Source organism: Streptomyces sp. NBC_01214 (assembly GCF_026340975.1).
In the GTDB taxonomy this organism is placed as follows: Bacteria; Actinomycetota; Actinomycetes; order Streptomycetales; family Streptomycetaceae; genus Streptomyces.
Map to the genome: position 1 here is coordinate 660,376 of NZ_JAPEOS010000001.1, position 19,848 is coordinate 680,223.

General features: G+C 70.5%; 18 protein-coding genes. 7 read left to right on the forward strand and 11 right to left on the reverse strand.

Annotated elements, in window-relative coordinates; genetic code table 11:
- Positions 1-653: 653 nt before the first annotated feature.
- Both OG594_RS03250 and OG594_RS03255 read left to right on the forward strand, forming a co-directional pair.
- On the forward strand, positions 654-1,400 hold the full coding sequence (locus OG594_RS03250; protein ID WP_266602561.1) for a hypothetical protein: 747 nt from the start codon (positions 654-656) through the stop codon (positions 1,398-1,400).
- Positions 1,401-1,580: 180 nt separating this feature from the next.
- Positions 1,581-1,727 (forward strand): hypothetical protein, encoded by a 147-nt coding sequence (locus OG594_RS03255; protein WP_189735733.1) that lies wholly within the window; start codon positions 1,581-1,583, stop codon positions 1,725-1,727.
- A gap of 142 nt (positions 1,728-1,869) precedes the next feature.
- On the opposite strand, the gene OG594_RS03260 is transcribed toward OG594_RS03255, so the two are convergent.
- On the reverse strand, positions 1,870-2,184 hold the full coding sequence (locus OG594_RS03260; RefSeq protein WP_030009310.1) for a metal-sensitive transcriptional regulator: 315 nt from the start codon (positions 2,182-2,184) through the stop codon (positions 1,870-1,872).
- A 205-nt stretch (positions 2,185-2,389) separates the two neighbouring features.
- Between OG594_RS03260 and OG594_RS03265 the strand changes: the two genes are divergently transcribed.
- Positions 2,390-3,010, forward strand: a complete 621-nt coding sequence (locus OG594_RS03265) for a DUF47 domain-containing protein (RefSeq protein WP_008742369.1) — start codon at positions 2,390-2,392, stop codon at positions 3,008-3,010.
- A 5-nt stretch (positions 3,011-3,015) separates the two neighbouring features.
- The gene (locus tag OG594_RS03270; protein WP_266594960.1) at positions 3,016-4,014 is read left to right on the forward strand and encodes an inorganic phosphate transporter; all 999 of its coding nucleotides are present in this window, start codon (positions 3,016-3,018) and stop codon (positions 4,012-4,014) included.
- A 112-nt stretch (positions 4,015-4,126) separates the two neighbouring features.
- Here OG594_RS03270 and pstB read toward each other — a convergent pair whose 3' ends face one another.
- The 7 genes from pstB to mshD all read right to left on the reverse strand — a co-directional run bounded on the left by pstB (position 4,127) and on the right by mshD (position 13,085).
- On the reverse strand, positions 4,127-4,903 hold the full coding sequence (gene pstB / locus OG594_RS03275; protein WP_266594961.1) for a phosphate ABC transporter ATP-binding protein PstB: 777 nt from the start codon (positions 4,901-4,903) through the stop codon (positions 4,127-4,129).
- Positions 4,904-4,933: 30 nt separating this feature from the next.
- On the reverse strand, positions 4,934-6,016 hold the full coding sequence (pstA, locus tag OG594_RS03280; RefSeq protein ID WP_266594962.1) for a phosphate ABC transporter permease PstA: 1,083 nt from the start codon (positions 6,014-6,016) through the stop codon (positions 4,934-4,936).
- Positions 6,016-7,005 (reverse strand): phosphate ABC transporter permease subunit PstC, encoded by a 990-nt coding sequence (gene pstC, locus OG594_RS03285; protein ID WP_266594963.1) that lies wholly within the window; start codon positions 7,003-7,005, stop codon positions 6,016-6,018. The genes pstA and pstC overlap by 1 nt, the downstream gene beginning before the upstream one ends.
- Before the next feature lie 129 nt (positions 7,006-7,134).
- Entirely contained in the window at positions 7,135-8,271 is a 1,137-nt protein-coding gene (gene pstS / locus OG594_RS03290; protein ID WP_266594964.1) for a phosphate ABC transporter substrate-binding protein PstS, read from the reverse strand.
- A gap of 247 nt (positions 8,272-8,518) precedes the next feature.
- Positions 8,519-9,475 (reverse strand): CHAD domain-containing protein, encoded by a 957-nt coding sequence (locus tag OG594_RS03295; RefSeq protein ID WP_266594965.1) that lies wholly within the window; start codon positions 9,473-9,475, stop codon positions 8,519-8,521.
- On the reverse strand, positions 9,456-11,720 hold the full coding sequence (locus OG594_RS03300; protein ID WP_266594966.1) for an RNA degradosome polyphosphate kinase: 2,265 nt from the start codon (positions 11,718-11,720) through the stop codon (positions 9,456-9,458). The genes OG594_RS03295 and OG594_RS03300 overlap by 20 nt, the downstream gene beginning before the upstream one ends.
- A gap of 438 nt (positions 11,721-12,158) precedes the next feature.
- Positions 12,159-13,085, reverse strand: coding sequence for a mycothiol synthase (gene mshD, locus OG594_RS03305; protein ID WP_266594967.1), 927 nt, complete (start codon positions 13,083-13,085; stop codon positions 12,159-12,161).
- A 164-nt stretch (positions 13,086-13,249) separates the two neighbouring features.
- On the opposite strand from mshD, the gene OG594_RS03310 reads away from it, so the two are divergent.
- Entirely contained in the window at positions 13,250-15,067 is a 1,818-nt protein-coding gene (locus OG594_RS03310; RefSeq protein ID WP_266594968.1) for a bifunctional UDP-sugar hydrolase/5'-nucleotidase, read from the forward strand.
- A 96-nt stretch (positions 15,068-15,163) separates the two neighbouring features.
- Here the strand turns inward: OG594_RS03310 and OG594_RS03315 are convergent, their stop codons facing one another.
- A complete protein-coding gene (locus OG594_RS03315; protein WP_266594969.1) occupies positions 15,164-15,952 on the reverse strand; it encodes an alpha/beta fold hydrolase in 789 nt (262 codons plus the stop codon).
- A 126-nt stretch (positions 15,953-16,078) separates the two neighbouring features.
- On the opposite strand from OG594_RS03315, the gene OG594_RS03320 reads away from it, so the two are divergent.
- Positions 16,079-16,648 carry a TetR/AcrR family transcriptional regulator gene (locus tag OG594_RS03320; protein WP_266594970.1) on the forward strand — a complete coding sequence of 190 codons (570 nt, stop codon included), beginning with the start codon at positions 16,079-16,081 and terminating at the stop codon, positions 16,646-16,648.
- A gap of 171 nt (positions 16,649-16,819) precedes the next feature.
- Positions 16,820-17,683, forward strand: a complete 864-nt coding sequence (locus OG594_RS03325) for a phosphatidylinositol-specific phospholipase C (protein WP_266602563.1) — start codon at positions 16,820-16,822, stop codon at positions 17,681-17,683.
- Here OG594_RS03325 and OG594_RS03330 read toward each other — a convergent pair.
- On the reverse strand, positions 17,663-19,108 hold the full coding sequence (locus OG594_RS03330; protein WP_266594971.1) for a HAMP domain-containing sensor histidine kinase: 1,446 nt from the start codon (positions 19,106-19,108) through the stop codon (positions 17,663-17,665). The two genes, OG594_RS03325 and OG594_RS03330, sit on opposite strands and share 21 nt — an antisense overlap.
- Positions 19,105-19,836: a response regulator transcription factor gene (locus OG594_RS03335; RefSeq protein WP_266594972.1), complete on the reverse strand. Its 732-nt coding sequence runs from the start codon at positions 19,834-19,836 to the stop codon at positions 19,105-19,107. Before OG594_RS03335 ends, OG594_RS03330 begins: the two co-directional genes overlap by 4 nt.
- Positions 19,837-19,848: the final 12 nt, after the last annotated feature.

Below are 19,848 nucleotides of genomic sequence, written 5' to 3' on the forward strand. Positions count from 1 at the left end.
GGATCAAGGGCATCCGCTGCGGCGCGCCCCGGCCAGCCGGGCGGTCCGAACGGTCTAGGTCGTCCCTTTCGGATCTTGCCGGGACCGGCCCGCCCGGCACCGCACCTGGCCGCGTTGTCGGGTGCCCGAGTGCGTCCGGTACGCGGCGCGCACCTCCGCCTTGCCGTGTACGGCACCGGACGCCGCGGGCTCGGCCGACAAGATCCCAAAGGGACGCCCTGGCTACGGCTCCGTGTGGCGGGTCGCGTCCCTACGGGCCAGGTCGCGGGAGCGGCGGGCCGGACCGCTCCAGCCGCACGTGCAGACGGCCAGACAGAACGATCCGCGGTCGGCGGTGGATGTGGTGTGGCCGGTCGGGGGCTCCGGCCGTGCGTGCGGCCGCGGGAGCGGCAGGGAGTCAAGCGGAGGGGCCAGTCTCGCTTCGGTGTGCGGTTCCACAGGTCCACGGTACCGGGGCGGGCGGCGCGCAGGGAGGGTGCGCCCCCGTGACGGGAAACCCCGGACCTCGTTAAGCGGAGCGGGTGGGGGCCTCGGGCAAGCAGCGGTCATGCGTTGGGGGTTGGCAGGCGATGGTGGATCACCAGCTCAGGCGGCCGCGCGGGCGTGCGGGCGAGGCGGTGCTCGCCGCCGGCGTCACCCTGGCGGTCACGACGATGACCGGGTGCGCGGGCGACGCGGGCGACGGCCGGCCTCCGGCGGACGCGGCGGCGGTGGTCCGCGGGGCCGCCGACGCACTGGCGAGAACCGGCAGTGCTCGGGCCCGTACGGCCATGGAGATGGCCACGGGCGGTACCCGGGTCACGATCCGCGGCGAGGGCGGGGTCGACTTCAAGAAGCGGATGGGCCAGCTCCTTGTGATGCTCCCGGCCGATGTGAAGGGCAAGGCCGAGCACCGGCCCATCACGGAGCTGCTCGTACCGGGCGCGCTCTACATGAAGAACCGCGGCGCGGGCGTCCCGGACGACAAGTGGGTCAGGGTCGACACGACGACCCTGAACGACGGGAACCTGGTCACGGGCGGGGCCACCGATCCGCTGGTCGCGGCCGAGCTGCTGAAGGGCGCGCAGGAGGTGACGTACGTGGGGGAGACCGAGGTGGCGGGCACGAAGGTGCGGCACTACCGGGGGACCACCGACATCGGGCGGGCCGCTGCGAGCGCGTCGCCGGAGGTGAGGGGTGTACTGGAGGCGGCGGCGAAAGGGTTCAGCACGGACACGGTGCCGTTCGACGCCTACCTGGACGAGGAGGGGCGCTTGCGGAAGGTCAGACACCGGTTCACGTACGTCAACAATGGCGTGATCGATGTGTCCTCGACCACACTGCTGTACGGGTTCGGGACGCCGGTGACCGTCGTATTGCCCGCAAGTGGGGACATTTACGCTGGGAAGATCTCCGACTAGTGGGGCGGGTGGGGGACGGGCGGCGCGATCGGGCCACGGCCCGGTATCCGGAAATGGTCCATCCGTGTCATGCGGGGGACGGCACGGCCTCCCTACGCTGAGAAGCCGGGCGCCGGCGCGTGGTGCGGTGCGGTATGACCGATGACGGCCGGTGGCCGGTGGCAGATTGAGGTGACACGCGTGACTCCCGCAGGCGGTACGACGGTGCAGGACCACGTTGCTCTCGCCGAGATCGAGTTGTGCGGTGAGCTGATCATCGCCGCCTCGGCGGCCGCGGAGGAGCGGCTGAGCCTGGACCGCATCGACGAGGTCCTGCTCGGGCAGTAGTCGGCTCGTCGCATCCCGGCGGGGGTGCGGGTGTGCCGAGCCGTCTCTCGGCTGCCGCGCCGCTGCTGGGGCTCCGCCCCGGGCCCCGTATCTCAGACGCCGGCGGGCTGGGATGTGCGGGGCCGGGCTCGGGGTTCGCCGGTCAGGTGCGCAGGAGGCGGGCGATGGCCTTGGTGGCTTCCTCGACCTTGGCGTCGATCTCGGTGCCGCCCTTGACCGCGGCGTCAGCGACACAGTGCCGCAGGTGTTCCTCCAGCAGCTGGAGCGCGAAGGATTGCAGTGCCTTCGTGCTCGCCGAGACCTGGGTGAGTATGTCGATGCAGTAGACGTCTTCGTCGACGAGCCGCTGGAGGCCGCGGATCTGGCCCTCGATCCGGCGCAGCCGCTTGAGGTGCTCGTCCTTCTGGTGGTGATAGCCGTGGACGGCTCCGGAGCCCTCCGCCTCGATGGTCGTCATAGGTCCTCCCGTGGTCCGGAATGAGGGGTGCATGGCGAACGCATACCCCTCATGGGTATAGGATACTGGGCCCCGCCGTGCGGGGCAGGGGGCCGTGGTCCTCACTCTGCCCGATGGAGCACACTGGGGAACGGCCGGTTAGCCGTGGCAGGGGGATGCGCCTAGCATCAGCCTGACCGAATCCAATGCACCCCGAGGACCTCACGTGCGATTTCGTCTGACCCCCAGGGAGACGAGCTTCTACGACATGTTCGCCGCATCCGCGGACAACATCGTCACGGGCTCCAAGCTCCTGATGGAACTGCTCGGAGCGGACTCCTCCGCCCGGGCCGAGATCGCGGAGCGGATGCGGGCAGCGGAGCACGCGGGGGACGACGCCACTCACGCGATCTTCCACCAGTTGAACTCCTCCTTCATCACGCCGTTCGACCGCGAGGACATCTACAACCTGGCCTCGTCGCTCGACGACATCATGGACTTCATGGAGGAGGCCGTCGACCTCGTCGTCCTCTACAACGTGGAGGAGCTCCCCAAGGGTGTCGAGCAGCAGATCGAGGTGCTGGCGCGGGCGGCCGAGCTGACCGCGGAGGCCATGCCGCACCTGCGGACGATGGACAACCTCACCGAGTACTGGATCGAGGTCAACCGCCTTGAGAACCAGGCCGACCAGATCCACCGCAAGCTGCTCGCCCAGCTCTTCAACGGCAAGTACGACGCCATCGAGGTGCTGAAGCTCAAGCAGATCGTCGACGTGCTCGAAGAGGCGGCCGACGCGTTCGAGCACGTTGCGAACACGGTGGAGACCATCGCGGTCAAGGAGTCCTGAACCTCGTGGACACCTTTGCTCTGGTCGTGACCATCGGTGTTGCGCTCGGCTTCACGTATACGAACGGTTTCCACGACTCAGCGAACGCGATCGCGACGTCCGTCTCGACGCGGGCGCTGACCCCGCGGGCGGCGCTGGCGATGGCGGCCGTGATGAACCTCGCCGGCGCCTTCTTGGGCAGCGGCGTGGCCAAGACGGTCAGCCAGGGTCTGATCGAGACGCCCACCGGCTCCACGGGCATGTGGATCCTCTTCGCGGCGCTGGTCGGCGCGATCGTCTGGAACCTGATCACCTGGTACTTCGGGCTGCCGTCGTCCTCGTCGCACGCGTTGTTCGGCGGCATGGTCGGTGCGGCACTGGCCGGCGGCACGGAGGTGATCTGGTCGGGGGTCCTCGACAAGGTCGTCATCCCGATGTTCGTCTCGCCGGTCGTCGGTCTGGTCGTCGGCTACCTGGTGATGGTGGCCATCCTGTGGATGTTCCGCCGGTCCAACCCGCACAAGGCGAAGCACGGCTTCCGTATCGCGCAGACGGTCTCGGCCGCCGCGATGGCGCTCGGTCACGGTCTGCAGGACGCGCAGAAGACGATGGGCATCGTCGTGATGGCCCTGGTCATCGCCGATGTGCAGAGCGCCGACGCGCCGATCCCGGTCTGGGTCAAGGTCGTGTGTGCCGTGATGCTGTCGCTGGGTACGTACGCGGGTGGCTGGCGCATCATGCGCACGCTCGGCCGCAAGATCATCGAGCTGGACCCGCCGCAGGGCTTCGCGGCCGAGACCACCGGCGCCTCGATCATGTTCGGCTCGGCGTACCTCTTCCACGCGCCGATCTCCACCACCCACGTGATCACCTCGGCGATCATGGGCGTGGGCGCGACCAAGCGCGTGAACGCGGTCCGCTGGGGCGTCGCCAAGAACATCATCCTGGGCTGGTTCATCACGATGCCGGCCGCGGCCGTGGTCGCTGCGCTGTGCTTCTGGGTCGTGGACCTGGCGTTCGTGTAGTTCCCGGACGAAAAGCGGGCCGGCTCCCCCCACCCAGGGGGAGCCGGCCCTCTTTCTTTCTTTCGCCTTGCGGTGGCACCGCCATGCAGCACCGCAGGACGCCTGTCCCGGTTTAGCCGAAGCGACCCGAGATGTAGTCCTCGGTCGCCTGGACGGACGGGTTCGAGAAGATCCGGTCCGTGTCGTCGAGCTCGATGAGCTTGCCGGGCTGGCCGACGGCCGAGAGGTTGAAGAAGGCGGTGCGGTCCGAGACGCGTGCCGCCTGCTGCATGTTGTGCGTCACGATGACGATCGTGAAGCGCTCCTTGAGCTCGCCGATCAGGTCCTCGATCGCCAGGGTGGAGATCGGGTCCAGCGCGGAGCAGGGCTCGTCCATCAGCAGGACCTGGGGCTCGACCGCGATGGCGCGGGCGATGCACAGACGCTGCTGCTGGCCGCCGGAGAGGCCGGAGCCGGGCTTGTTCAGGCGGTCCTTGACCTCGTTCCAGAGGTTGGCGCCCTGGAGCGACTTCTCGACGATGTCCGTGAGCTCGGACTTCTTGAAGTTGCCGTTCAGCCGCAGGCCCGCCGCCACGTTGTCGAAGATCGACATGGTGGGGAAGGGGTTCGGGCGCTGGAAGACCATGCCGACCGTGCGGCGGACCGCGACGGGGTCCACCCCGGCGCCGTACAGGTTCTCGTCGTCCAGCAGCACCTTGCCCTCGACGCGGCCGCCGGGGGTGACCTCGTGCATCCGGTTGAGGGTGCGCAGGAAGGTGGACTTGCCGCAGCCGGAGGGGCCGATGAAGGCGGTCACGGAGCGGGGCTCCACGGTCATCGAGATGTCGTCGATGGCCTTGTGGGTGCCGTAGAAGGCGGACAGTCCGGAGACGTCGATTCGCTTCGCCATGAGGGGGTCACTTCGCTTTCATGAGTCGCGTCAGCGACCGGTCTTCGGGGCCTTCCAGCGGGCGATGCCGCGGGCCACCAGATTGAGGATCATGACGAAGGCGATCAGGACGAGCGCTGCGGCCCATGCCCGGTCGTAGGAGGCTTCACTGCCGACCTTGTACTGCTCCCAAATGTAGAGCGGGAGCGAGGACTGGGCGCCTTCGAAGGGGTTGTTGTTGATCAGCTGGGAGCCGAAGACCAGCAGCATGATCGGCGCGGTCTCGCCGGCGATGCGGGCGACGGCCAGCATCAGGCCGGTGGAGATGCCGCCGATGGCGGTGGGGAGCACGACCTTGAGGATCACGCGCCACTTCGGCACACCGAGGGCGAGGGCGGCCTCGCGCAGCTCGTTCGGGACGAGCTTGAGCATCTCCTCGGTGGAGCGGACCACGACCGGCATCATCAGGATCGACAGGGCCATGGCGCCGGCGAAGCCGGACGGGCCGAAGCCGAGCATCAGGTTCCAGGTCGTCAGGATGAACAGGCCCGCGACGATGGAGGGGATGCCGGTCATGACGTCGACGAAGAAGGTGACGGACTTGGCGAGACTGCCCTTGCCGTACTCGACCAGGTAGACGGCGGTCAGCAGGCCGATGGGGGCCGCGATCAGCGTGGCGAGGGCCACCTGCTCGATCGTGCCGAGCAGCGCGTGGTAGACGCCGCCGCCCTCGTCGAAGCTGGTCACGCCGTTCATGGAGTGGCTGAGGAAGTTGCCGCTCAGGAGCTTCAGGCCGCGGCTGATCGTGGTCCACATCAGCGAGAGCAGCGGGATGACCGCGAGGACGAAGCAGACCCACACGAGGGAGGTCGCGACGCGGTCCTTGGCCTGGCGGCGGTTCTCGACCACCGCGCTGGCGGCGTACGTGACGGCGATGAAGAGCAGCGCCGCGAGCAGACCCCACTGGATCTTGCTCTGGAGGCCGAAGGCGAGGCCGATGCCGCAGCCGAGGGCGATCGAGAGGGCCGCGATGGCCGTCGGGGCCCAGCGGGGCAGGCCGCCGCGGGTGAGGCTGGCGGGGGCGGCGGACTTGCGGTCCCGGGTGGGCCGCTGGTCCTGGATTGCGTGGCTCATCAGGCGTTCGCCCCCGAGAAGTCCTTGCGGCGAGCGATGATCAGGCGAGCGGCACCGTTGACCAGCAGGGTGAGCAGGAAGAGGACGAGACCGGAGGCGATCAGTGCGTCGCGGCCGAACTCGTTGGCCTCGTCGAACTTCGCGGCGATGTTCTGTGCGAACGTGCCGCCGCCCGGGTTCAGGATGTGGCCGGAGATCAGGAAGCTCGGGGAGAGGACGGTCGCGACGGCCATGGTCTCGCCGAGCGCGCGGCCGAGGCCGAGCATCGAGGCGGAGATGACGCCGGAGCGGCCGAAGGGCAGCACCGACATGCGGATGACCTCCCAGCGGGTCGCGCCGAGGGCCAGGGCGGCCTCCTCGTTCATGCGCGGGACCTGGAGGAAGACCTCGCGGCTGACGCTGGTCACGATCGGCAGGATCATGATCGCGAGCAGGATGCCGACGGTGAAGAGCGAACGGGCGACGCCGACCTGGGTCTTCTCGAACACGTACGTCCAGCCGAGGTACTCGTCCAGCCAGAGGTTCAGGCCGCCCAGTTGCGGGACGAGGAAGAGGGCGCCCCAGATGCCGTAGATGATCGACGGCACGGCGGCCAGCAGGTCGACCACGTAGGCGAGGGGCGCGGCCAGCTTGCGCGGCGCGTAGTGCGAGATGAAGAGGGCGATGCCGACGGCGATCGGAACCGCGATGGTCATCGCGATGATCGAGCTGACGACGGTGCCGAAGAGCAGGACGGCGATGCCGAAGACGGGAGGGTTGGCCGACGCGTTCCAGTCGAAGGTGGTGAGGAAGTTCCCCTCGTTCTTCGACAGGGCGATCGTGGCGCGGTAGGTGAGGAAGGCGGCGATCGACGCCATGATCACCAGAAGCAGGATGCCGGAGCCCTTGGAGAGCCCGGCGAAGATCTTGTCACCGGCGCGGCCGGTGGATCCTCCGCTACGGGTGACAGGCGGAGCCGTGTCTATCGGAGTGGGTGTGGTGGAAGCCATGGTCTTTCCGGTCTGTGTGGGGGGCAGGCCCCCTGGCGGCGGTGCACCGGATTCCCCCGGGTGGAGGGGAAGGGTCCCGGGTCCGGGCCGCCCCCGGACGGGGGAGCGGACCGGACCCGGGGTCAGGACTTAGCCGAGGGTGTTGATGACCTCGCGGACCTTGGTGTTGATCTCGGCCGGGATCGGGGCGTAGCCGTTCTCGAGGAGGACCTTCTGGCCCGCGTCCGAGGCGGCGTAGTTCAGGAAGGACTTGACGGTCGGGAGCGTCTCGGCCTTGTTGCCCTTGTCGCAGACGACCTCGTAGGTCACCAGGACGAGCGGGTAGGCGCCCTCGGCCTTGGTGGTGTAGTCGAGCTTCAGGGCCAGGTCGGAGCCGGTGCCGGCAACCTTGGCGGCGGCGATGGCCTTGGAGGCGTTCTCACCGCTGGCCTTGACCGGGGCGGCGGCACCCGTGTTCAGGTCGACGGTCTTGATGTTCTGCGAGCTGGCGAAGGAGAGCTCGAAGTAGCCGATCGCACCGTCGACCTGCTTGACCTGGGCGGCGACCTGGGCGGAGCCGGAGGCGGCCTGGCCACCCGGAGCGGCCCACTTCTTCGCGGGCTCGTACGGCCAGGCGTCGGGGGCGGTGGCCTTCAGGTACTTGGTGACGTTCTCGGTGGTGCCCGAGTCGTCGGAGCGGTGGAAGGGCTGGATGGCGGTGGAGGGAAGCGTGACGCCCGGGTTCAGCTTCTTGATCGCCTCGTCGTCCCACTTCTTGATCTTGTCGTTGAAGATGTTGGCGACCGTGGCGGCGTCCAGGTTCAGCTTGTCCACGCCGGCGACGTTGAAGCCGAGGGCGACGGGACCGCCGACCATCGGCAGGTTGATGCCCTGGCCACCGGTGCAGATCTTCTTCGACTCCTCGACCTGCTCCGGCTTCAGCGCCGAGTCGGAGCCGGCGAAACCGACGCCGCCCTGGTTGAAGGCGACGATGCCCTCACCGGAGGAGGAGGACTTGTAGTTCACCTCGACGCCGGAGCAGGCGGCCATGTAGTTCTTGATCCACAGCTCGATCGCGTTCTTCTGCGCGGAGGAGCCGGAGGCCAGGAGCTTGCCCTTGGCGTCGTCGCACTTGATGTCGCCCGCGGCGGCCGCGGAGGGCTTCGCCGAGCCGTCGGCAGTCTTGGTGTTGTCGTCCGAGCCGCACGCCGTGAGGACCAGGGCGCCGGACACGACGAGCGCCCCGAGGGCGGAGGCACGAAGCATGTTCTTGCGCTGAAGCTTCACTTTTCGGGTGTTCCTTCCAGAAGCCGCCGGCCGCTTTCTGTATCGGGGCGGCGTGCGAAGAGGACTACGTCGGTTGTGCGCGGCTGAGCTGCTCGACCTCCGGGCGACTCGCTCCGTGCATCACCGAAATTAGGCAGAACAGGTGAAGCAGCCGACCGGGCCGAGTGAACGGATGGTGAACCGTGGTGGACGACCCGGTGCGTCCCGATCCGGTCACCCATGGCCGTCATCATCCGTTATCCGCACGTTATCGCGGCGTGACCGCGGGCTCGGGAAGCCAGAGGTGCTGGAACTCGAGACGGGCGGCCTCGACCTCGTGGCGCTGGTCGGCGTGCAGGACGCCCAGGGCGTAGGCCGTCGCCGGGGCGATGCGGGGGGTGCGGGCCGCCGTCGCCGAGGCGGTCGCGGCCTCGGCCGCATCACGGTGGCGGTCCAGGGCCTCGCCCGCGGCCGCCGGGCGGGTCACGTCCTCGCCGAGCGCCTCCCTCGCGTAGCGGTGGATCCGCAGCAGGCGGCGCACCTCGTGCCAGGGTCCGTCGTGGTCCGCGTTGTACGGATGGGCCCCGTCGACCGGGGGCAGCGCCGCGACCGCCGCCGACAGTCGGGTTTCGGCCACGGCGGCCAGCGGGACGAGTACGTCCGGCACCCGGCCCCGGGCCGCGACCGCGTCCAGCGGGACCTCCGAGGCCAGCACCGCCACCGCGTCCGCCACGGCATGGAAGCGGGAGGAGCCGAGTGCCTGGAGGGTGGCCGAGTGGGCGCGCGTACGGGCCAGGGTCAGCTGCCGTTCCAGCAGTGCGCCCGCCCGTGCCGAGCCCACCGTGAGCGCGCCGGCCGAGCCGCGCGGCGCCGGTAGTTCCGGGGACCCCGACAGTCGGTGCAGGGCGTCCATCAGCCGGGTCAGCCGGGCCGCGTACGCGTGCTCGTCGGCCAGGGTCGAGGACAGCCACACCAGCTCGGTGCGCAGCCCGTCGGCCCAGGAGGACTCGGTCACCACCCGGAAGGTTGCCAGGGATCCGCTGATGCGGCGCGCAGCCCCCCGCAGGCTCCGCGCCGCGTCGCTTCCTTCGGCGGCATCGGCCCCGCTTTCCTCATGCAGGCGCAGCCCGCGCAGGAAAGCGGTGGCCTGGGCGCGCAGGTACGCGCCGAGCACGGCACCTGCGTCCGCCGTCGCCGTAATCGGGTCATGGTTTGGCTGAGCCACGCCGGCGCCTCCGGGCGTCTATGAGCGTCTCCTGTACGTGCCGCAGCGGCTGGCCGTCCGCGTCCGTGCTGTGCCGGGTCCACTCGCCGTCCGGGCCCAGGTGCCAGGAGGAGGTGGCGTCGGACATCCCGGTTTCCAGCATCCGGTCCAGTGCCGCGCGGTGGGCCGGGTCGGCGACCCTGACCAGTGCCTCGATGCGGCGGTCGAGGTTGCGGTGCATCATGTCGGCGCTGCCGATCCACACCTCGGGTTCGCCGCCGTTGCCGAAGGCGAAGACCCGGGAGTGTTCCAGGAAGCGGCCGAGGACCGAGCGCACCCGGATGTTGTCCGAGAGCCCGGGGACTCCGGGGCGCACCGCGCAGATGCCGCGCACCCAGATGTCGACGGGCACTCCCGCCTGGGAGGCCCGGTAGAGCGAGTCGATGAGGGCCTCGTCGACGATCGAGTTCATCTTGAGCCGGACGTAGGCGGGGCGGCCGGCCTTGTGGTGGGCGGCCTCCTTGTCGATCCGCGCGATCAGTCCGTCCCGCAGCGAGCGGGGTGCCACCATCAGCCGGCGGTAGGTCTCGCGGCGCGAGTAGCCGGACAGCCGGTTGAAGAGGTCGGAGAGGTCCGCGCCGACCTGCGGGTCGGCGGTGAGCAGGCCGAGGTCTTCGTAGAGCCGGGCGGTCTTGGGGTGGTAGTTGCCGGTGCCCACGTGCGAGTAGCGGCGCAGCGTCTCGCCCTCCTGGCGGACGACGAGCGACAGCTTGCAGTGGGTCTTGAGGCCGACGAGCCCGTAGACGACGTGGCAGCCGGATTCCTCCAGCTTGCGTGCCCACTTGATGTTGGCCTGCTCGTCGAAGCGGGCCTTGATCTCGACGAGTACGAGGACCTGCTTGCCGGAGTCGGCGGCGTCGATCAGGGCGTCCACGATCGGGGAGTCGCCGGAGGTGCGGTACAGCGTCTGCTTGATGGCGAGGACGTCCGGGTCGGCGGCGGCCTGCTCCAGGAAGGCCTGCACCGAGGTGGAGAAGGAGTCGTAGGGGTGGTGCAGCAGGACGTCCCGCTCGCGCAGCGCGGCGAAGATGTCGGGCGCGGACGCGGACTCGACCTCGGCGAGGTCGCGGTGGGTGCCGGCGACGAACTTCGGGTACTTGAGCTCGGGGATGTCCAGCGAGGCGATCCCGAAGAGGGCGGTCAGGTCCAGCGGGCCGGGCAGCGGGTAGACCTCGGAGGCGTTGACCTTCAGCTCCTGCACCAGCAGGTCCAGTACGCCCGGGTCGATGGACTCCTCGACCTCCAGGCGCACGGGCGGGCCGAAGCGGCGCCGCATGAGCTCCTTCTCCAGGGCCTGGAGCAGGTTCTCGGCGTCGTCCTCCTCGACCTCCAGGTCCTCGTTGCGGGTCACCCGGAACATGTGGTGCGCGAGCACCTCCATGCCGGGGAACAGCTCCTCCAGGTGCGCGGCGATGACGTCCTCCAGCGGGACGTAGCGCTGCGGGGAGGCCTCCAGGAAGCGGGAGAGGAGCGGCGGGACCTTGACCCGGGCGAAGTGGCGGTGGCCGCTGACGGGGTTGCGCACGACCACGGCCAGGTTCAGGGAGAGGCCGGAGATGTACGGGAAGGGGTGCGCGGGGTCGACGGCCAGGGGGGTCAGCACCGGGAAGATCTGGTTGCGGAACAGGGTGAAGAGGCGGGCCTGCTCCTTCTCGGTGAGGTCGGGCCAGCGGACCAGGTGGACGCCTTCCTCGGCGAGGGCCGGGGAGATGTCCTGCTGGAAGCAGGCGGCGTGCCGGGCCATGAGCTCGCGCGAGCGCGTCCAGATGAGGTCCAGCACCTCGCGGGGCTGGAGGCCCGAGGCCGAGCGGGTGGCGACGCCCGTCGCGATGCGCCGTTTGAGGCCGGCCACGCGGACCATGAAGAACTCGTCGAGGTTGCTCGCGAAGATCGCCAGGAAGTTGGCGCGCTCCAGCAGGGGCGTGGTGGGGTCCTCGGCGAGTTCCAGCACCCGTTCGTTGAAGGCGAGCCAGCTGCGCTCCCGATCGAGGAAGCGTCCCGGCGGGAGTTCGTCGCCGTCCTTGTCGTCGTAGGCGTCCAGATCCGCGTCGAGATCGGGCTCCAGGTCGACGTGCGGGCGGTGCGCGGAGATGGAGCCTATGCGGGCGTGGGCTCCGGTGACGGCCCGGCCGGGGGCGGCGGCGGGGGTGTGAGACGGGTGCTGGGCGGGGACCTCGGTGGGGCCTGCGCTGGGCTGGTGGCTCATGACTCCATTCTTCCGCGCACGCGGGAGGACAGGCACGTCGGAAGAGTCGGCCGTCAGTCGGAGTCGGGGCTGCATTGGGGGAGAGTCGCAAGCGCTTCTGAATGCCTGGTTAATGGCGCGTGGCTTCCCGGGTCCGGATGGCGCACGAGTCGCCTCCCGGCGGGGTGGCGGGGGCCGGTGCGCTCCCGCGTGCGCGGGTGCGGCGCCGGTGCGGGTGGCTCCGCGCGCGCGGGTGCGGCGCTGGTGCGGGGGCTCCGCCCCCGGGCCCCCGCCGGGCGCTGCCCGGACCCGCGCCTCAAACGCCGGCGGGGCTGGGAGATCGGGGCTCCGCCCCCGGACCCCGCGCCTCAATCGCCGGCGAGGCTGGAAGAGCCGGGCTCCGCGCCTCAAACGCCGGCGGGGCTGGATTTGGCCCGGCAAGTGCGGCGCGGGGGCGGGTCAGCTTTCGGTGCGGTACATCAGGTCGACCTCGTGGGTGGTGAAGCCGAGGCCCTCGTATACGGCCAGGGCCGCCGGGTTGTCGGCGTCCACGTAGAGCATGGCCGTCGGCAGGCCCTGGGCCGCCAGGTGGCGCAGGCCGATCGCGGTGAGGGCCTTGCCGAGGCCGCCGCCCTGGGCGCCCGGGCGGACGCCGACCACGTAGACCTCGCCCAGTTGCTCCGCCGCGTGGACCTTCGTCCAGTGGAAGCCGACGAGCTCGCCGTCGCGTTCCGCGAGGAAGAACCCCTTGGGGTCGAACCACGGCTGCGCGATCCGGTCGTCCAGGTCACGCTGGGTCAGCGAGCCCTGCTCGGGGTGATGGGCGAAGGCGGCCGCGTTCGCAGCGAGCCAGGCCTTGTCGTCGGTGCCGGGCACGAAGGTCCGTACGGTCACTCCCGGCGGGAGCACGGGCTCCGGCAGCGGGTCCCCGCCGGCCAGCGGCCGGCGCAGCTGGCGCAGCTCGCGGAAGAGGGTCAGGCCGAGCACCTGCGCGAGGTGCCGGGCGGCCGACTTGCCGCCGTGCGCCCATACCCGCAGCCGCTTGCCGGAGGCGGCCAGCAGGGCCGTGCCCATGGCCCGCCCGTGTCCGCGACCGCGCAGGGCTGGGTGCACGACCAGTTCGGCGGCCGGGGCCTCCACCGGGTCGGTGTCCTCCAGTTGCCCGTAGGCGGAGAGCCGGCCGCCCTCGGTGAGCAGGAAGTGCCGGATCCCCTCGCGCGGTCCGCCGCGCAGCTGGAGCCGGCCCTGTTCGGACACGGCGGTGGTGCCGTCGGTGCGTGCCGCGTCCTCGATCAGGTCGAGCACGGCGATCGCCTGTTCCTCCGTCAACTCGTCGAGGGTGTGAATCTGCCGTCCCGGCTCCAGGGCCGCTGCTGCGTCAGTCATGGCACGAGCCTACGACCGCTGCGGGTGACGGGCGGAGTGCGGGCGCGAGTCCTTCTTTTGTACGTAACCAACGCGATACCCCTACCCCCTGGTAGAGCTACGCGCGTTGACCTTAGGCTTCGGCGGACCTCCCACGTTCTACCGCTGTCGCATAAGGGGACTACATGTCAGTGACGCCACAACGGCACCGCCGAACCCGCCGGTTGACCCTCACCGCCCTCGCCGTCACGGCCGGGGCCGGGGCCATGGTCGCCGCCGCACTTCCGGCCGGTGCCGCGAGTGGTGGCGGTGCGGCCAAGAGCCGGACCGTCGATGTGCAGATGCTGTCGTTCAACGACTTCCACGGCACGCTGGAGCCCCCGCAGGGTTCGTCCGGCACCGTGACCGAGCGTCAGGCCGACGGCACCACCAAGGCGATACCCGCGGGCGGTGTCGAGTACCTCGCGACCAGCCTGCGCGAGGCCCGCAAGGGTCACGAGTACTCCGTCACGGCCGCGGCCGGTGACATGATCGGCGGCAGCCCGATGCTGTCCGGGCTCTTCCACGACGAGCCGAGCATCGAGGCGCTGAACAAGATCGGCCTGGACGTCTCCAGCGTCGGCAACCACGAGTTCGACGAGGGCAAGACCGAGCTGCGCCGCATGGGCTACGGCGGCTGCCACCCGGTCGAGGGCTGCTACGAGTTCGGCAAGGAGTTCACCGGCGCCGAGTTCCAGTACCTCGCCGCCAACGTCACGGACACGAAGACCAAGCGTCCGCTGATGTCGCCGACCTACGTCTGGAAGAAGGGGGACGTGAAGATCGGCTTCATCGGCGTCACCCTGGAGGGCACTCCGGACGTCGTGACCGCCGAGGGCGTCAAGGGCCTCAAGTTCGGCGACGAGATCGAGACGATCAACAAGTACGCCGCCGAGCTGAACAAGCAGGGCGTGAAGTCGATCGTCGCGCTGATCCACGAGGGTGGCCTGCCCGCCAGTGGCGCGTACAACTACGACTGCAACGTCCCGGGCGCCGGCGCCGGCATCTCGGGCGCGATCGTGGACATCGCCAAGAACGTGGACTCCAAGGTCGACGCGCTGGTCACCGGCCACACGCACCAGGCCTACGCCTGCAACATCCCGGACCCGGCGGGCAACCCGCGCACGGTGACCTCGGCCGCCTCCATCGGCCGCCTGTTCACCGACACCACCCTCACCTACGACCGGCAGACCAAGGACATCGTCCGTACGCCGGTCAGCTCGCCGAAGCCGATCAACAAGATCGTGGGCCGGGACCAGCCGAAGGCCCCGGACATGACCGAGCTGATCGACCGTTGGAAGGCGCTGGCGGCTCCGATCGCCAACCGTCCGCAGGGCTTCATCTCGGCCGACATCCCCGGCCGCGGTTCCGAGGCGCCCGAGAAGCCGCTCGGCGACCTGATCGCCGACGCGCAGCTCGAAGCGCTCGCCCCGGCGGACAAGGGCGGTGCCCAGCTGGCGATCATGAACCCGGGCGGCATCCGTTCGGACCTCGCCTACAAGGCCTCGGGTGACGAGGGCGACGGTGTGGTGACGTACGGCGAGTCCTTCACGGTCCAGCCGTTCACCAACATGATGAACATCGTGGACCTGACCGGCGCGCAGCTGATCACCGCGCTCCAGCAGCAGGTCAGCGGCCCGGTCAACGGCCCGAACCCGAAGATCCTCCAGGTGTCGAACGGCTTCACGTACACCCTTGACATGACCAAGGCGGGCGTGGACCGCATCGTCGTGGACTCGGTGAAGCTGAACGGCGTGCCGCTCGACCCCGCCAAGACCTACCGGGTCGCGATGAACGAGTTCCTCGCGGGCGGCGGTGACGGTTTCACCGTCCTGAAGGAGCACAAGAACAAGCTGGTGGGCGCGTCCGACCTGGACTGCTTCAACGCCTACCTGACGAAGAACTCCTCGGCGGCGGCCCCGATCGCCCCGCCGGCGGCGAACCGGATCACCGTCATCAAGTAACCCCGCACACAGCGCGCCCGAAGGGGCGGTGGGCCGACCGGCCCGCCGCCCCTTCGGCGTTTCCCCGTGCACCCCCGTGGCGCGGGACCCGACGGATCAGAGGGTGGCCAGGAACGTCCCGACCGCGGTGTGGAAGCCGTCCGGGTCCGTGAAGGGCACGAAGTGGTCGCCGTTCAGGGGGGTGTACGAGGTCTTGGGGCGGCGGGCGACCATCGCGTCGGCGGTGTCCTGGCGCAGGGCCCGGCTGTGGATCGCGTGGAGCAGTGCGGCCGGGCAGGTGCTCGCGAGCCAGGTGTCCCAGTGGTCGCCCCGGCAGGCCTCGATGGAGTCGAGCATGTCCTGGGGGTGGAACGGTAGCCGCCAGCCCTCGCCGGAGGGGAGCGGGCGCAGGGCCTGTTCGACGAACTGGGCGCCCACCGGCCCGGCGGCTTCGAGGAGTTCCTCGCGGGTGGGGGCGGTGTACCGCATGCCGTGCAGGAAGTCGAAGAGGGGGCCCTCGGTGGTGGGGTGGATCTCGACGGTGGCGTCGACGTCGATGAGTGCGGAGATCCGGTCGGGGTGGGCGGCGGCGAGGTGGCAGGCGTTGAGGCCGCCTAGGGAGTAGCCGAGGAGGGCCACGGGGGCGTCCAGGCCGAGGTGGTCGAGGAGGGCGACGGCGTCGGAGACGTAGCCCTCGCGGCGGTAGTGCGGGGCCCGGTCGGAGCTGCCGTGGCCGCGCTGGTCGGGGGCGATGACCCGCCAGGCGTCGCCGAGGTGGGCGGCGAGTCCGGCGAAGGCGAGGCCCTCGGACAGGCCGCCGTGCAGGGCCAGCAGTGGGCGGCCGGTGCCGCCGGAGTCCACGTAGGACAGGGTGCGGTCGTCGATCTTCATCTCGTGGCGCTGCATGGCGGTCCTCCCCGTTTCGTCGATCTGCTGATCTGCCGATGCCCGAAGCCTGACAGGATTTGGGCAAGCGCGCAATACAAATGTATTGCGCGCTTGCCCAAATCGCGGCGCGGCTACGATCCCGGCATGGGAAATCGCGAGGACCTGCTGGCCGGAGCGCGGCGCTGCCTGGAGGAGAAGGGCTACCTGCGCACGACCGTGCGGGACGTCGCCACGGCCGCGGGGGTGAGCATGGCCGCGATCGGCTACCACTTCGGATCCCGGGAGGCCCTCCTCAACCAGGCCCTGTTCGCCGCCATGGAGGAGTGGGCCGCGGGGTCCGGCCGGCTCACCGGTGAGGGCGAGACCGCGGGGGAGCGCTACGCCGACACCTGGGACCGTAAGATCCGCGACTTCGGCGAGACGCGGTGGCTCTGGCTGGCTTCCGTCGAGGCCTTCGTCCACGCGCAGTCCTCGCCCGAACTGCTCGCGGTCCTCGCCGAGGGGCAGCGCCGCAACCGGCGGATGGTGGCCGCGGCCCTGCGCGGGGTGCCGCTGGAGGAGGTTTCCGAGGCGGACGTACGGGCCCTCGGCTCGATGCACATCGCGCTGCTCAGCGGGGTGATGGTGCAGACCCTGACCGATCCGGAGCAGGCCCCCGACGGCCGTGAGCTCCTCCAGGGGCTGCGGTCCATGGTCGAGCTGCTCGAAAGCTGACCGCTACCGACAGGTAGCAATGGTGACGTGTGCACGCCATAATCCGGCCATCATCGGGTCGGCGAAGGGGCGGGCATGGGCATCGGCACGCGCACGCGCACGGACATGGACACGGACACGGGCACGGGCACGGGCATGCGCACGGAGACGGGGACGGGCACGGGCACGGGCATGGGCCGGCGGGCCTTCCTGGCCGGAGCACTGGCCGCCGGCACGGCCCTCGGACTGGGGGCCGCCGCACTCGCTTCGGCCGCGACGCTCGGTACCCAGGACTGGATGGCCGGCCTCGGCGACTCCACCGCCCTCCCCCGCATGACCGTCCCCGGCACCCACGACTCCGGCGCCACCAAGGGCGGCCTCTACGTCGCCTGCCAGAACACCTCGATCGCCCAGCAGCTCGACTCCGGAATCCGCTTCCTCGACGTCCGCTGCCGCGTCACGGGCGGCTCCTTCGCCATCCACCACGCGGCCTTCTTCCAGGACCTGATGTTCGGGGACGTCCTCGTCGCCTGCGGGAACTTCCTCGCCGCGCACCCCTCCGAGACCGTCCTGATGCGCGTCAAGCAGGAGTACTCCGGGGAGAGCGACGCCACCTTCCGCGCGGTCTTCGACGACTACCTGAACAACCGCGGCTGGCGTTCCCTCTTCCGGATCGCCGACACCCTGCCCACCCTCGGACAGGCCCGCGGCAAGGTGGTCCTGCTCGCCGACAACGGCGGCCTGCCGGGCCTGCGCTACGGCGACGGCAACGTCTTCGACATCCAGGACGACTACAACACCGAGCCCTTCGCCAAGCGCGGCCGGATCGAGAACCACTTCCGCAAGGCCGTCCAGCAGCCCGGCAAGCTCTTCGTGAACTACGTCAGCACCGCCGCGTACATGCCGCCGCGCTGGAACTCCGACCGGCTGAACCCGCAGGTGCACTCCTTCGTCGACGGCGGGGAGCTGGCCGGCCGGACCGGGCTCGGCATCGTCCCGATGGACTTCCCGAACACCCGCTCCGGCCTGGTCGCCTCACTGATTCGGCACAACTGACGGCTCGGACGGCGGCGGAGTCGGCGCCCCCGGGATGCGGAGCACCGCCTCCGTGCCCGGGCCGCCGTCCGCCGCCGCCCGCAGCTCGGCGCTGCCGCCCGCGCGCGCCGCCGTACGGGCCACGATCGACAGGCCCAGCCCGCTGCCGGGCAGGGCGCGGGCCGACTCGGACCGCCAGAACCGCTCGAAGACGTGCGGCAGGTCCTCGGCCGGGATGCCCGGACCGTGGTCCCGTACGGTCAGCTCGCCCGCCCGCAGCGTCACCACGACCGTGCCGCCCGGCGGGCTGAACTTCACCGCGTTGTCCAGGACGTTGACCACGGCCCGCTCCAGCGCCGCCGCCTCGCCCCGTACGTACCAGGGCCGCAGGTCCGAGTCGAAGCGGAGCTCCGGACCGCGCAGCCGGACCCGGGACAGCGCGGCCCCGGCGATCTCGTGCAGGGCGACCACCTGGAGCGGGCTCCCCGCTCCGGCGTCCGGCCGGGACAGCTCTTGCAGGTCGCCGATCAGCGAGGCCAGCTCCGTCATCTGGGCCTTCACCGAGGCCAGCAGCTCCCGCCGGTCGTCGGGCGGGATGGCCCGGCCGGTCTCCTCGCTGCGGGCGAGCAGCTCGATGTTGGTGCGCAGCGAGGTCAGCGGGGTGCGCAGCTCGTGTCCGGCGTCCGCGATCAGCTGGGCCTGGCGTTCCTGGGAGGAGGCGAGGGCCGCCGTCATCGAGTTGAAGGACCGCGACAGGCGGGCGATCTCGTCGTCGCCCGCGTGCGGGATCCGTACCGTCAGGTCCTCGGTCCGGGCGATGTGCTCGACCGCGTCGGTCAGTTCGTCGACGGGCTGGAGTCCCGTACGGGCCACCCACAGCCCGGCCGCGCCCGCGCCGACGGCTCCGATGCCGCAGACCAGGAGCAGCACCCAGGCCAGGGTGGACAGCGGCTTGTCGATGTCGGCGAGCGGTTTGGCGATGGAGACGCCGCCGAAGACCTGGCCGGTGTTGGGGGTCACCACCGGGAGCGTGTAGACGCGCATCTCGACGCCTTCGGAGGTCGTCACGGTCTGCAGGGTCTTGCCCCGCCTGCCCGCCGCGATCTCCTTGTCGGTCTCGGTCACGGGTAGGGCGGTCGGCCCGGCGACCCAGCAGTGGCTGCCGTCGGGCAGGACGATCTGGACGGTCGCGCTCAGGTTCCCGGCGATCTGCTGCCGGGGCTGCTGCGGCGGAGGGAGGCAGTCGTTCTGCATCAGGGTCCGGCCCACCTCGGCGCTGACGTTCGTCGCCATCAGGGAGCGGTCCAGCTGGTCGCGCAGCTGGGTGCGGACCATCACCCAGGACACCGCCGCCACGGCCGCGACCGCGAGCGCCACCGCCACCGTGACCAGCAGGGCGAGGCGGGAGCGCAGCGGCAGCGCGCGGAATCTGGCCGTCGGGCTCACTCGGGCCCGCTCTCGCCGGCGCGTAGGGCGTAGCCGACGCCGCGCACGGTGTGGACCAGGCGAGGCTCGCCGCCGGCCTCCGTCTTGCGGCGCAGGTACATCACGTACACGTCCAGGGAGTTGGAGCTGGGCTCGAAGTCGAAGCCCCAGACGGTCTTGAGGATCTGTTCGCGGGTCAGGACCTGGCGCGGGTGCGCGAGGAACATCTCCAGCAGCGTGAACTCGGTCCGGGTCAGCTCCACCGGCCGTCCGCCCCGGGTGACCTCGCGGGTCGCGAGGTCCATGCGCAGGTCGCCGAAGGTCAGGGCGTCCTCGTGGCTCTCGCCGCCGGCTTGTGCGGTGGCGTAGGAGCTGCGGCGCAGCAGGGCGCGGACGCGGGCGAAGAGCTCGTCGAGTTCGAACGGCTTGACGAGGTAGTCGTCGGCGCCCGCGTCGAGGCCGGTGACGCGGTCGCCGACGGTGTCGCGGGCGGTCAGCATCAGGATCGGGGTGACGCTGCCGGAGGCCCGCAGCCGGCGGGCGGCCGTGAGCCCGTCCATCCGGGGCATCTGGATGTCCAGGACGATCAGGTCGGGGGCGTACGAGGCCGCCTTGTCGAGGGCGTCGAGCCCGTCGACGGCGGTCTGCACGGCGTACCCCTCGAAGGCGAGACTGCGGCGCAGGGCCTCGCGAACGGCCGGTTCGTCGTCGACGACGAGGATCCGCGCTTCGCCTTCGGCGGCGTTCATGGATGGGTCCTC

What these genes read in the sequence shown, in the direction of transcription:
- OG594_RS03250 (WP_266602561.1), top strand. Translation starts at nt 654, where the DNA reads ATGACCGGGTGCGCGGGCGACGCGGGCGACGGCCGGCCTCCGGCGGAC.
- OG594_RS03260 (WP_030009310.1), bottom strand. Translation starts at nt 2,184, where the DNA reads ATGACGACCATCGAGGCGGAGGGCTCCGGAGCCGTCCACGGCTATCAC.
- pstB (WP_266594961.1), bottom strand. Translation starts at nt 4,903, where the DNA reads ATGGCGAAGCGAATCGACGTCTCCGGACTGTCCGCCTTCTACGGCACC.
- pstA (WP_266594962.1), bottom strand. Translation starts at nt 6,016, where the DNA reads ATGAGCCACGCAATCCAGGACCAGCGGCCCACCCGGGACCGCAAGTCC.
- pstC (WP_266594963.1), bottom strand. Translation starts at nt 7,005, where the DNA reads ATGGCTTCCACCACACCCACTCCGATAGACACGGCTCCGCCTGTCACC.
- OG594_RS03300 (WP_266594966.1), bottom strand. Translation starts at nt 11,720, where the DNA reads ATGAGCCACCAGCCCAGCGCAGGCCCCACCGAGGTCCCCGCCCAGCAC.
- mshD (WP_266594967.1), bottom strand. Translation starts at nt 13,085, where the DNA reads ATGACTGACGCAGCAGCGGCCCTGGAGCCGGGACGGCAGATTCACACC.
- OG594_RS03310 (WP_266594968.1), top strand. Translation starts at nt 13,250, where the DNA reads ATGTCAGTGACGCCACAACGGCACCGCCGAACCCGCCGGTTGACCCTC.
- OG594_RS03315 (WP_266594969.1), bottom strand. Translation starts at nt 15,952, where the DNA reads ATGCAGCGCCACGAGATGAAGATCGACGACCGCACCCTGTCCTACGTG.
- OG594_RS03320 (WP_266594970.1), top strand. Translation starts at nt 16,079, where the DNA reads ATGGGAAATCGCGAGGACCTGCTGGCCGGAGCGCGGCGCTGCCTGGAG.
- OG594_RS03325 (WP_266602563.1), top strand. Translation starts at nt 16,820, where the DNA reads ATGGGCCGGCGGGCCTTCCTGGCCGGAGCACTGGCCGCCGGCACGGCC.
- OG594_RS03335 (WP_266594972.1), bottom strand. Translation starts at nt 19,836, where the DNA reads ATGAACGCCGCCGAAGGCGAAGCGCGGATCCTCGTCGTCGACGACGAA.